Here is an 11,401-nt window from a genome sequence, read left to right as displayed (position 1 = left end):
GTCAGTGCAGATACTCCGGCGGGTTCTCGAACATCAGGCTCTCGAGCCAGGTGTAGGCGGCCTCCTGGCCGGGCTGGTTGAAGAGCACCATGAGGGTGATCCATTTGAGTTCATCCAGGCCGATTTCTTCCGTGTCCAGGTCCATGACCCGGTTGATCACCACCTCGCGGGTGGATGGACTCAAGACGCCGTTCTGCTCCAGAAACAGCAGGAAGCCACGACTGGTGGCATCCATGCGGTTCATCTCGGGCTCGGTGTAGAGGCGCAGCGCCGAGTCGGTGTGCAGGGTCCTGAGCGAGGTGTCCTGGCTGGCCAGGTTTTCCAGCCAGTCAAACGCCTTGTTGATCTCGGCGACCGGGAAGCCAGCGTCCAGCAGCAGATTGTGCAGCTGCTCACGATCCGGCTCCAGCTCCGTGTCGTCGTCTATATAGTTTTCAAACAGATACATCAATACGTCGAGCACGTTCTCTTTCATCTTCGCTATTCCGGCTACAGGCGGACGTAACGACCACCGGACAGGGAGGCCACCTGGCCGCGCAACTCCATGAGCAGCAGCATGGAGGAAACCATGGCCACGGTCAATCCAGTGCGTCCCACGAGCTGATCCACCGAAACCGGGTCGTGACCCATGGCTTCCAGCAGCCTGGCATGGTCCGGTTCCGTCTCCCCGGGCGGATCGTTATGGTGGCCGTTGCCCTCGGAGGCGGCCGTGGCACTGGGCAGGGATGCGGTGGGAACCAGCGCCTGAGCCCCCAGTTCCTCCAGGATGTCATCGGCCGTTTCCACCAGCTTGGCGCCCTCGCGGATCAGGCGGTGGCACCCCCGGGCCATGGGGTTGTGGATGGAGCCGGGGATGGCGAAGACTTCGCGGCCCTGTTCCACGGCGCGGCGCGCGGTGATCAGGGAGCCGCTGCGGGCCGCGGCTTCCACCACCAGGGTGCCGATGCTCAGGCCCGACAGGATGCGGTTGCGACGGGGGAAGTGTTCCCGCTTGACCTGCGTGCCCACGGGGAACTCCGTGATCATGGCCCCCTCGGCCACCAGACGTCGGGCCAGAGAGCGGTGGGAGCCGGGATAGATGCGATCCGGCCCCGTGCCCGTGACGGCCACTGTCAGGCCTCCTGCCGACAGGGCGCCGGCATGGGCGGCGCCATCCACCCCCTGCGCCAGGCCGCTGGCAATCACCAGGCCCTGGCGCGCCAGGTGGGCACTGAAGGCCTTGGCAGTCTCGCGGCCGCCCGGGGTCGGGTGACGACTGCCGACCACCGCCAGCATGGGCCAATGCAGTACCTGGGGGTCCCCCACCACATACAGCACGGGCGGGGGGCTGGCGATGTCCCGCAGGCGGGGCGGGTAACCGGGATCCTCAAGGAGCAGGATGTGGTGCCGATCGCCCGCCGCCCAATCCAGGTCGGCCATCACGCCGGGTGGCGGGGCATCCTGTTCCAGGATGGCGATGGCCTCATCGCGCAGCTCCAGGTTCCGCCAGGCCCCGCGTGGGGCTCGCAGGAAGGCCTCGGGGGTGCCGTATTGTTCCAGGATGCGCCGGAACAGGGCGGGCCCGACGCCGGGGGTATGCCACAGGTGAAGCCAGGAGGTGAGGACGGCCGTGTCCATGGTCTGTGCAGGTCTCAAGCGTGAAGGGGGAAGAGCAAGGGTCATCCCTGCTCGGGGCGAACCCGGAGGGCCCGCCCCGAGGTATTGTCAGTGATCAGGGATGCTTGACGGCGTAGCCGCGCTCGATGGGATGTGTGGACTCCATCACCAGGGCATAGCTCACCTTCTCGAAGGTGCGAAAGACCATCATCAGGCCCACGCGCTCGTCCGGCAGGGTCACGGTCTCGTTGCCGCGCCCGGCAAAGCGGTCACGCACCTCGCGACCCGACTGATAGGTGGCAAACACATGGCCGCGTTCAACACCCTCGCGCTCGCCCAGGTTGATCACGGCCACCTGGAAGCGGGCGATCTGGCTGATGGCATCGAACAGTGAGATGATCTGCCCTTCGGCATCAGGGTCGGGTGTGCTGGGTGTGAACAGGAAGGCCTGGTCGCTGTCGTCCTGGGGTAGCAGCCGGTCGCCGGTCAGGGCCTCCCGGTCGCTACGGGTCAGCACCACCGTGGCCGGATCGCCTTCACGCACCAGTTCGGCGTCGCCCACGGGGATGGCCTCGAATCCCAGCTTCTCGCCGGTTACCGGGTCGCGCAGTTCTCCGCCGGCCCGGAAGACGTTGTAGCGGGTGCCCAGGGGATCCTCGGCCAGACGTCGGGCATAGACGCGGTCATGGGCACCAAACACCATGCGTTCGTCCTGAGAGGCCAGCAGATAGGCGGAATCTTCCATCTGCTGCTCTGTCACAATACGAGGACGTACCAGGAATTGTTGCAGCGCCTGAATGGGTACATCCAGGCTGGGGGGAAGGGGTTCGGCACGCACCCGGGGCGAGAGTCTCACCGTGGGCCGCACGCGGGGGCCGCCATCCACCGTGAGGTGCGGACGCCCGTCCACATAGTAAAGTGTGATGATGTCGCCGGGGTAGATCAGGTGGGGATTGGGAATCTGCGGATTGGCCACCCACAGTTCCGGCCAGTACCAGGGATCACGCAGGAAGTGGTTGGAGATGTCCCAGAGTGTGTCGCCCGGCTGTACCACGTAGCGTTCGGGGGCGGTAGGCTGAATGCGGATTTCCGGTTCCGGTTCGGGCTCCGGTGGTGCCTGCACCCGAGGCGGTTCGGGCTCCGGTTCCGGTGAAGGTTCGGGCGCGGTGGCGCAACCCGAGGCCAGGAACGCTAGAATAAGCGTCACGACGGACATCGCGTGTCCGACACGCAGCGGATATGGAGCGGACATCGTTCCCCCTCGTCGCCAGGGCGCCAATGGCCCGGATGCGGTTTTCCCGCCGATCCACGGCGGGTTCCGGCCGTCACGGCTCCCCTGAGCGCAAGCTCGGACGGCATTGTTCTGATGAAATCACAACTTTAGCAGAAATGGTTTTGACGCTGCACAAATACACCCATTGAGCGGATAGGCGGTCATGGCACTACTAGAAATCCTGCGTTTTCCCGATCCCCGGCTGCGTCGTCAGGCCGACCCGGTCAAAGTTGTGGATGGTGAGATCCGCAAGCTCGTGGACGACATGTTCGAGACCATGTACGCGTCCGAGGGCATTGGCCTGGCCGCCGTGCAGGTGAACGTCCTGCGCCGCGTGATCGTGATGGATGTGGCCGAGGAAGGCTCCGAGGAGCGCTCCGGCCAGGGCCTGCGCCCCCTGTGCTTCATCAACCCGGAGATCGTTGATCGCTGGGGAGAGGCCGATTGCGAGGAGGGGTGCCTGTCCGTGCCGGGCTATTACGAGCCGGTGACGCGTGCCGAGCGTATCCGGGTGAGGGCCCTGGATCGCAATGGCAAGCGCTTCGAGATGGAAGCAAGTGGTCTGCTGGGGGTGTGCATCCAGCATGAGATCGACCATCTGGACGGTAAGCTGTTCGTGGATCATCTGTCCAAGCTCAAGCGCGATCGCATTCGCAAGAAACTCGAAAAGACCCACCGTCACGGCGCCCCCAATCGGGCCACGCGGCAGCGCGAGGCGGTTTGATGCGGATTGTCTATGCCGGCACGCCGGATTTTGCCGTACCCGCCCTGCAGGCCCTGATCGACTCCCCCCACACGGTGGTGGCGGTCTACACCCAGCCGGACCGCCCCGCCGGGCGGGGGCGCAAGCTCAAGCCCAGCCCCGTCAAGCAACTGGCCCAGTCCCATGGGATCCCCGTGGAACAGCCCGAGCGCCTGCGTGATGAGGCCCATCAGCAAACCCTGCGGGCCCATGCCCCGGACCTGATGGTGGTGGCGGCCTACGGCCTGATTCTGCCCCAGGCCGTGCTGGACATCCCCCGTCTGGGCTGCGTCAACCTGCATGGCTCGTTGCTGCCCCGCTGGCGTGGTGCCGCCCCCATACAGCGTGCCCTGCTGGCCGGGGATGACAAGACCGGCATCACCCTGATGCAGATGGCCGCGGGGCTGGACACCGGCGACATGCTGCTCAAATCCCATTGCCCCATCACCGCCCAGGATACCGCCGCCACCCTGCACGACACCCTGGCGGCCCAGGGGGCGCAGCTGCTGCTCCAGGGGCTGGAAGGCCTGGAGGCGGGATCGCTACGGGGAGAGCCCCAGGACGAGGCCCTGGTCACCTATGCCGAGAAGCTCAGCAAGGCCGAGGCCCGGCTGGACTGGACACGGCGGGCCGTCTGTCTGGATCGTCGCGTGCGCGCCTTCAACCCCTGGCCTGTGGCCCAGACCCTTCATGAAGGGCAGCCCTTGCGCCTGTGGATGTCGGAACTGCCTGCGGGGCAGGCCTCGGCGGCGCCGGGCACGGTGGTTGCCGAAGGTCCCCAGGGCATCGATGTGGCCACCGGCGAGGGGTTGCTGCGCATCACCCGCCTGCAACTGCCGGGCGGCAAGCCACTGTCGGCGCGGGAATTCTTGAATGGACGCTCCCTGCTGGGCCGCGTGCTGGGACAGTAGGACAACATATGTCACCTCGTGAAGCGGCTCTCAAGGTTCTGTTGCGCGTCCTCAAGGACGGCGCCTCCCTCTCCGATGCCCTGCCACATCATCTGCAGCAGGTGCCACCCCGGGATCGGGGCCTGACCCAGGCCCTGTGCTACGGCACCCTGCGCTGGCACCGCCGTCTGCAGGCGATGCTCGATGGCTGGATGGACAAACCCCTGCGGGGCAGGGATCAGGACGTGGCCTGTGCCCTGCTGATGGGGCTGTTCGAGATGCAGTACATGAACACCCCCGACTATGCCGTCATCCAGCAGACCGCCGACCTGGGCCGCAGCCTGCGCAAGCGCTGGGCCGTGGGCCTGATCAACGGCGTGCTGCGCCGGGCCCAGCGCGAGGGTGAGGCCCGGGGGCAGCAGGTGGATGAGTCACCGGCGCTGCGCCATGCCTTGCCGGATTGGCTGTTCGCCCGTTTGCAGCGGGCCTATGGGGATGATACCGACACCCTCTGCCAGGCCATGAATGCCCATCCCCCCATGACCCTGCGGGTGAATCTGCATCGGGGATCGCGGGAGGATTATCAGGCCCGGCTGGAAGGACAGGGCATCCAGGCACAGCCTCATGAGCACGTGCCCTCGGCCCTCACCCTGTCCGAACCGGTGGCTGTGGAGGCCCTGCCCGGTTTTCAGGATGGCGATGTGTCGGTTCAGGACGCCGCCGCGCAACTGGCGGCGCCGTTGCTGGACTGCCGCCCGGGTCAGCGGGTGCTGGATGCCTGTGCGGCCCCGGGCGGCAAGACCCTGCACCTTCTGGAGCAGGCCGGCGGCGACCTGGACATCACTGCGCTGGATGCCCATGCCGGGCGCCTGGATCGGGTCAGGGAGAACCTGGACCGGGGCCGTTATCAGGCCCACCTGGTGACCGGCGACGGGGCCGAGCCGGACCGCTGGCACCAGGGGGCGCCGTATGATCGCATCCTCCTGGATGTACCCTGTTCTGCCACCGGGGTGATCCGTCGACACCCGGACATCAAGCTGCTGCGCCGGGATGCGGACATCCCCGCCCTGGCCGCCGAGCAGGCCCGATTGCTGCGGGCGCTCTGGCCCCTGCTGGCGCCTGGGGGTATGCTTTTGTATGTCACCTGTTCCTTGTTGCCGGATGAAAACGCCTTGATCGTGGCCCAATTTCTCCAGGACGAACCCTCGGCCAGCGAATCCCCCCTGCAGGCGCCCTGGGGCCGTGCTCAGGCTGCGGGTCGCCAGGTCCTCTCCGGTGATCAGGGAATGGATGGTTTTTATTATGCCCGGCTGATCAGACGTTGACCCTCCTGGCGTCACAGGCCCGGATACACGGCTTGCGGGCGCTGCTGCTGTCGTGCCTGCTGTCCCTGCTGGTGGCGCTGCCGATCAACGCCCTGTCCGGTGACGCCCCCTTGAAGGTCCGGTCCGCCCATACCGAACTGTCCAACGGCCTGTATCTGCTCAACGCCACCATCGATTACCGCCTCACTCCCAATCTGGAAGAGGCGCTGCACAATGGGGTGAAGCTCACCTTCGAGGTGCAGGTGGAGATCAGCCGCGGCCGGGACTGGATCTGGGACGCTACCGTGGCCGAGCTCTCCCAGCGCTACCGCCTGGAATATCATGCCCTGAGTCGCCTGTACGTGATCACCCATCTGAATACGGGCGTAAAGCGCACCTTCTACCGTCTGGAGTCGGCCTTGTTCACCCTGGGCGACATGGATGAGTTGCCGCTGCTGGATGCCTCGCTGCTCCAGGATGGACAGGAGTACGAGGCGCGGGTGCGCGCCCGGCTGCGGGTGGATGCCTTGCCCCTGCCATTGCGGGTGCGCGGTTACGTGATGCGTGACTGGAGCCCGGCAAGCGACTGGTACACATGGTCACTGCGCTGAGACGATTATCATTGGGTCTGGTGCCCATGGGCATCATCTTCGTGGTGCTGCTGTTGTCGCTGCTGGTGATGGGCGACGCGGCCCAGAACTCCGAACGCTTCGAGCGCCTCTACATCTGGTTGTTGCTGTTCAACTCGCTGGCCCTGGTTTTCATGGCCGCCCTGATCGGCACCAAGCTGTTTCTCGTTACCCGCCGGGTACTGCGCAATGAGCCCGGGTCGCGGCTTACCCTCAAGCTGGTAACCCTTTTCGTGGGTCTGGCCCTGGTGCCGGTGATGGTGGTGTATTACTTCTCCATCACCTTCCTGGACGAGGGGATCGACAGCTGGTTCGACGTGCGCGTGGAAAAGGCCCTGGAGGATGCCCTTGAGCTGTCCCGCTCCTCCCTGGATCTGCGCGTGCGCCAGCACACCCAGGAGACCGAGTCCCTGGCCCGGGATCTGATGGACGTCTCCCAGGGCCTGGCGGCGTTGCGTCTGGGAGACATGCGCGATGACAGCCGGGCCATGGAACTCACCCTGTTCGGTGCCGACAATCGCATCATTGCCTACACCAGTGGCGCCAGCCTGCAGCGCCTGCCCACCCTGCCCGCCGGGGAGGTGCTGATGATCCTCTCCCAGGGGCGGACCTATTCGGCCCTGGAGCCGGTGTATGACGATGGCCTGCACATCCGCGTGGTGGCGCCCGTGCCGAGTCGCAGTCCTTCCGGGGACGGCCGTATCCTGCAGGCGGTGTATCCGGTGGCGCCGCGCATGAGTGTGCTGGCCGACAGCGTCCAGGATGCCTTCTCCGAGTACAAGGAATTCGCCTATCTGCGGGGCCCCATCAAGCAGAGCTTCACCATCACCCTGTCCCTGGCCCTGCTGGTGTCGGTGATGGCCGCTGTCTGGGGGGCCCTGTACTCTGCCGGACGTCTGGTGGCGCCCATCCAGGAACTGGCCGAGGGCACCCGCGCCGTGGCCGCCGGTGAATATCACAAGAAGCTCCCCGTCACCCAGAACGACGAACTGGGTTTTCTGGTGCGCTCGTTCAATGCCATGACCGCCACCCTGGCCGCCACCCGCGACGAGGTGGAACGCAGCCGGCGCCTGGCGGAGAGTCAGCGCATGTACCTGGAGGCGGTGCTGCAGAATCTCTCCTCCGGGGTCATCACCCTGGATCGCCGCCTCACCCTGCGCACGGCCAATGCCGCCGCCTCGCAGATTCTGGAGGTGGATCTGGAGCGCCATCTGGGCCATGACCTGGATGAGATCGCCCACCACTCCGGGGTGGTGAAGCGCTTTCAGGAAGAACTGGGGCCGTTCTTCTCCGCGCGACGGCCGGAATGGAGCGAGCAGCTCACCGCTTTCGGTTCCGGCGGTCGCAAGGTGCTCATGTGCCGGGGGGTGTGGCTGTCCCACGGCAGCGGGCTGCGGGGCGGTCCGGTGGTGGTGTTCGACGACATCACCACCCTGATTCAGGCCCAGCGGGATGCCGCCTGGGCAGAAGTGGCCCGGCGGCTGGCTCACGAGATCAAGAACCCGCTCACTCCCATCCAGCTCTCTGCCGAGCGCCTGGAGCGCAAGCTGCACCCGCATCTCCAGGAGGCCGAGGCCAGCATGCTGCAACGTTCCACCCAGACCATCATCAACCAGGTGGAGGCCATGAAGGCCATGGTCAACGCCTTCAGTGAGTATGCCCGGCCCCCGGCGCTGGCCATCAAGCCCCTGGATCTGAATCAGCTGGTGCGCGAGGTGGCCGAGCTGTATCGTCACGGCGACATCGGTGTGCGTGTGGAGCTGAGCCTGGATGAGCGCCTGCCGCTGCTGCGGGCAGATGCAGGCCGGCTGCGTCAGGTGCTGCACAATCTCATCAAGAATGGCCTGGAGGCCCTGGAAGGCATGGACGATGGCTGCCTGACGCTCCAGACCCGCCAGGAGGTGGACGGTCAGCGCAATATGGTGGAAATCCTGGTGCTGGATAATGGCCGCGGCCTGTCGGAAGACATGATGACGCGGCTGTTCGAACCCTATGTGACCAGCAAGCCCAAAGGTACCGGGCTTGGCCTGGCCATCGTCAGGAAGCTGGTCGAAGAGCATAACGGCATGGTGCGGGCGGGCAATCGCCCCGGGGGGGCGTGATGGTCAGCATCAACCTGCCACTCTCCGAGAGCAGCCCTGCCGATACCCATGAGTCTCGGGAGGCGGTGTGAGCGAATCCTACATCCTGGTGGTGGATGACGAACCGGATATTCGTGGTCTGGTACAGGAAATCCTGGAAGACGAAGGCTATGGCGTGGCCGTGGCCGGCACCGTGGAGGAGGCCCGGGAGCAGCGCCGCAAGCGTCGCTTCGACCTCATTCTGCTGGATATCTGGATGCCTGATGGGGATGGGATTTCCCTGCTCAAGGAATGGATCGAGGCCGGGGGTCAGCCCAGCCCGGTGATCATGATGTCGGGCCATGGCACCGTGGAGAGCGCCGTGGAGGCCACTCGCCTGGGGGCCTACGATTTCCTGGAAAAACCCCTCTCCCTGGCCAAGCTCACCCTCACCGTGGAGCGGGCCCTGGAGGCCGACCGGCTCACCCGGGAGAACATCGGCCTGCGCCGGCGGTCCCACAACACCACCGAGCCGGAGGGGTCCAGCACGGCCATGCAGGCCCTGCGCGATCAGGTGAGCCGCATTGCCCAGCACGATACCTGGGTGTTGATCACCGGCGAGGCCGGGGTGGGCAAGCAGACCTTCGCCCGTTACCTGCACGCCTGCAGTGCCCGGGCTGAGCGGCCCTTCGTGGAGGTGCCGGTGGGTGCCATGAGCGCCGATGAGGCGGTGGTGGAGATCTTTGGCCAGGAGCAGGGGCATCGCATCCGCTACGGTCTGCTGGAGCAGGCCAGTGGCGGCACCCTGTTCCTGGACGAGGTGGCACAGATGGACCTGCACACCCAGGGTCGCTTGCTCACCGCCCTGGAGGGGCAGCGCATGACCCGTGTGGGGGGCAGTGATCCCATCGCCGTCAATGTGCGGGTGGTGGCCGCCACCCAGGAGGATCTGCGTGCCCGGGTGACCGCAGGGCAGTTCCGCGAGGATCTTTACTACCGCCTCAGCGTGGTGCCCCTGCACATCCCGCCGCTGCGCGAGCATGTGGACGATATACCGGAACTGCTGGAGCACTACGTTCGGGCCTTTCACCAGGAGGAGGGTCTGCCACGGCGCCATTTCAGCGGCGGTGCCCGGGCCCGCCTGGCCCGCCACCCCTGGCCGGGCAACATCCGGGAACTGCGCAATCTGGTGCAGCGCCTGCTGATCCTGGGCAATGCCGATGAGGTGGATGCGGCCGAGGTGGAGTCAGCACTCAGCGGGGCTGCCCCGCAGACGGTAGAGTACCGGGAGAGCCCTGAGCCCAATACGCAACTGCCGCTGCGCGAGGCCCGTGAACAGTTCGAGCGGGATTACCTGCTGCGCCAGCTGGAGCAGGTGGATGGTCACATGACCCGCCTGGCGGAACGGGTGGGGCTTGAACGCACGCACCTGTATCGTAAACTGCGCGCCCTTGGCATTGAGCCGAAGAAGTCCCGGGACTGAGCCATGAAGATACTGATACTGGGCGCGGGCCAGGTGGGCAGCACGGTGGCCCACAACCTGGCCAACGAGGCCAACGACATCACCGTTGTGGACACCCGCCCGGACATCCTGCAGGCCCTTCAGGATCGCCTGGACCTGCGCACCATCGTTGGCTTTGCCTCCCATCCGGATGTGCTCATCAGCGCCGGTGCCAGGGACGCGGACATGATCATCGCGGTCACCAATTCCGATGAGACCAACATGGTGGCCTGTCAGGTGGCCTACACCCTGTTCCACACCCCCACCAAGATTGCCCGGGTGCGGGGCCTGGAGTATCTGCAGTACCGGGCCCTGTTCACCCCGGAGTCGCTGCCTATCGATGTGCTCATCAGCCCCGAGGAGGTGGTCACCAATTATATCCAGCGCCTCATCGAGCATCCCGGGGCCCTGCAGGTGCTGGACTTTGCCGATGGCCGGGTCTCCCTGGTGGCGGTGCGCGCCTATCATGGCGGCCCCCTGGTGGGTAAGGAACTCAAGCATCTGGCCACCCACATGCCGGGCGTGCAGACCCGGGTGGCAGCCATCTTCCGGCGCGAGAAGCCCATCTTTCCCGAAGGCCACACGGTCATTGAGGTGGATGACGAGGTCTTCTTCATCGCCGCGCGGCGCAATATCCGCGCCGTCACCAGTGAACTGCGGCGCCTGGACAAGCCCTATCGGCGTTTAATGATTGCCGGGGGCGGCAACATCGGCAAGCGCCTGGCCCAGAACCTGGGGCCCCATTTCTCCGTCAAGCTCATCGAACGCAACCCGGCGCGGGCCAAGGAGCTGGCCGAAACCCTGGATCACGTGGTGGTGCTGATGGGGGATGCCGCCGACAAGGAACTGCTCATCGAGGAGAACATCGAGGGCACGGACGTTTACGTGGCGGTCACCGACGATGACGAGGCCAACATCCTCTCGGCCATGCTGGCCAAGCGCCTGGGTGCCCGCACGGTCATGTCCCTGATCAACCGGCCCAGCTACGTGGAGCTGGTGCAGAGTGGCGTGATCGACATTGCCATCTCACCTCAGCAGGTGACCATCGGTGCCCTGCTCACCCATGTGCGCCGCGGTGATGTGGTCGCCGTGCACAGCCTGCGTCGCGGCGCCGCCGAGGCCATCGAAGCGGTGGCCCATGGGGACCGAAAGACCTCCAAGGTGGTGGGGCGCCGGGTGGAGGAGATCAAGCTGCCCAAGGGCTGTACCATCGGCGCCCTGGTGCGCGGTGATGAGGTGATCATCGCCCACCGCGACACCGTGGTGCAGTCGGAGGATCATGTGATTCTGTTCCTCACCGACAAGCAGCGCGTCAATGAGGTGGAGCGCCTGTTCCAGGTCAGCGTGACATTCCTGTAGGCCCGTCCGGGTTTTGCCCGCTTTGGTTGACGTTATACTTGTGGCTC

At 65.7% G+C, this 11,401-nt stretch carries 10 protein-coding genes; 7 read left to right on the top strand and 3 right to left on the bottom strand.

Annotation, left to right across the window (positions count from 1 at the left end; genetic code table 11):
* Window position 1 precedes the first annotated feature (1 nt).
* From ECTOBSL9_RS04420 to ECTOBSL9_RS04410, 3 genes are all read right to left on the bottom strand, one after another.
* Window positions 2–475, bottom strand: a complete 474-nt coding sequence (locus tag ECTOBSL9_RS04420) for a DUF494 family protein (RefSeq protein WP_063464051.1) — start codon at window positions 473–475, stop codon at window positions 2–4.
* Between the two features lie 14 nt (window positions 476–489).
* Window positions 490–1,617, bottom strand: coding sequence for a DNA-processing protein DprA (gene dprA / locus ECTOBSL9_RS04415; RefSeq protein WP_063464050.1), 1,128 nt, complete (start codon window positions 1,615–1,617; stop codon window positions 490–492).
* Window positions 1,618–1,711: 94 nt separating this feature from the next.
* The gene (locus tag ECTOBSL9_RS04410) at window positions 1,712–2,812 is read right to left on the bottom strand and encodes a LysM peptidoglycan-binding domain-containing protein (protein ID WP_156500036.1); all 1,101 of its coding nucleotides are present in this window, start codon (window positions 2,810–2,812) and stop codon (window positions 1,712–1,714) included.
* A gap of 220 nt (window positions 2,813–3,032) precedes the next feature.
* Here ECTOBSL9_RS04410 and def point away from each other — a divergent pair, with 220 nt between their 5' ends.
* From def to trkA, 7 genes are all read left to right on the top strand, one after another.
* Window positions 3,033–3,593, top strand: a complete 561-nt coding sequence (def, locus tag ECTOBSL9_RS04405; protein WP_063464048.1) for a peptide deformylase — start codon at window positions 3,033–3,035, stop codon at window positions 3,591–3,593.
* Window positions 3,593–4,522 carry a methionyl-tRNA formyltransferase gene (gene fmt, locus ECTOBSL9_RS04400; RefSeq protein WP_063464047.1) on the top strand — a complete coding sequence of 310 codons (930 nt, stop codon included), beginning with the start codon at window positions 3,593–3,595 and terminating at the stop codon, window positions 4,520–4,522. Before def ends, fmt begins: the two co-directional genes overlap by 1 nt.
* Window positions 4,523–4,530: 8 nt before the next feature.
* A complete protein-coding gene (gene rsmB / locus ECTOBSL9_RS04395) occupies window positions 4,531–5,826 on the top strand; it encodes a 16S rRNA (cytosine(967)-C(5))-methyltransferase RsmB (RefSeq protein ID WP_063464046.1) in 1,296 nt (431 codons plus the stop codon).
* Entirely contained in the window at window positions 5,823–6,416 is a 594-nt protein-coding gene (locus ECTOBSL9_RS04390) for a DUF4390 domain-containing protein (protein ID WP_240481045.1), read from the top strand. Before rsmB ends, ECTOBSL9_RS04390 begins: the two co-directional genes overlap by 4 nt.
* Window positions 6,401–8,536, top strand: a complete 2,136-nt coding sequence (locus tag ECTOBSL9_RS04385) for an ATP-binding protein (protein WP_082829733.1) — start codon at window positions 6,401–6,403, stop codon at window positions 8,534–8,536. Before ECTOBSL9_RS04390 ends, ECTOBSL9_RS04385 begins: the two co-directional genes overlap by 16 nt.
* A 67-nt stretch (window positions 8,537–8,603) precedes the next feature.
* Window positions 8,604–9,977: a sigma-54 dependent transcriptional regulator gene (locus ECTOBSL9_RS04380; RefSeq protein ID WP_063464044.1), complete on the top strand. Its 1,374-nt coding sequence runs from the start codon at window positions 8,604–8,606 to the stop codon at window positions 9,975–9,977.
* A 3-nt stretch (window positions 9,978–9,980) separates the two neighbouring features.
* The gene (gene trkA / locus ECTOBSL9_RS04375; RefSeq protein ID WP_063464043.1) at window positions 9,981–11,354 is read left to right on the top strand and encodes a Trk system potassium transporter TrkA; all 1,374 of its coding nucleotides are present in this window, start codon (window positions 9,981–9,983) and stop codon (window positions 11,352–11,354) included.
* The last annotated feature ends 47 nt before the right edge of the window (window positions 11,355–11,401 follow it).

This window comes from Ectothiorhodospira sp. BSL-9 (assembly GCF_001632845.1).
Classification (GTDB): Bacteria; Pseudomonadota; Gammaproteobacteria; order Ectothiorhodospirales; family Ectothiorhodospiraceae; genus Ectothiorhodospira.
The sequence above is the reverse complement of the archived record's forward strand: the minus strand, read 5'-3'. Positions and strand labels throughout refer to the sequence as shown.

Excerpts from the sequence above, each read along its gene's own strand:
- def (WP_063464048.1), top strand. The coding sequence starts at position 3,033 with ATGGCACTACTAGAAATCCTGCGTTTTCCCGATCCCCGGCTGCGTCGT.
- ECTOBSL9_RS04410 (WP_156500036.1), bottom strand. The coding sequence starts at position 2,812 with ATGTCCGTCGTGACGCTTATTCTAGCGTTCCTGGCCTCGGGTTGCGCC.
- trkA (WP_063464043.1), top strand. The coding sequence starts at position 9,981 with ATGAAGATACTGATACTGGGCGCGGGCCAGGTGGGCAGCACGGTGGCC.
- ECTOBSL9_RS04385 (WP_082829733.1), top strand. The coding sequence starts at position 6,401 with ATGGTCACTGCGCTGAGACGATTATCATTGGGTCTGGTGCCCATGGGC.
- ECTOBSL9_RS04420 (WP_063464051.1), bottom strand. The coding sequence starts at position 475 with ATGAAAGAGAACGTGCTCGACGTATTGATGTATCTGTTTGAAAACTAT.
- dprA (WP_063464050.1), bottom strand. The coding sequence starts at position 1,617 with ATGGACACGGCCGTCCTCACCTCCTGGCTTCACCTGTGGCATACCCCC.
- fmt (WP_063464047.1), top strand. The coding sequence starts at position 3,593 with ATGCGGATTGTCTATGCCGGCACGCCGGATTTTGCCGTACCCGCCCTG.
- rsmB (WP_063464046.1), top strand. The coding sequence starts at position 4,531 with ATGTCACCTCGTGAAGCGGCTCTCAAGGTTCTGTTGCGCGTCCTCAAG.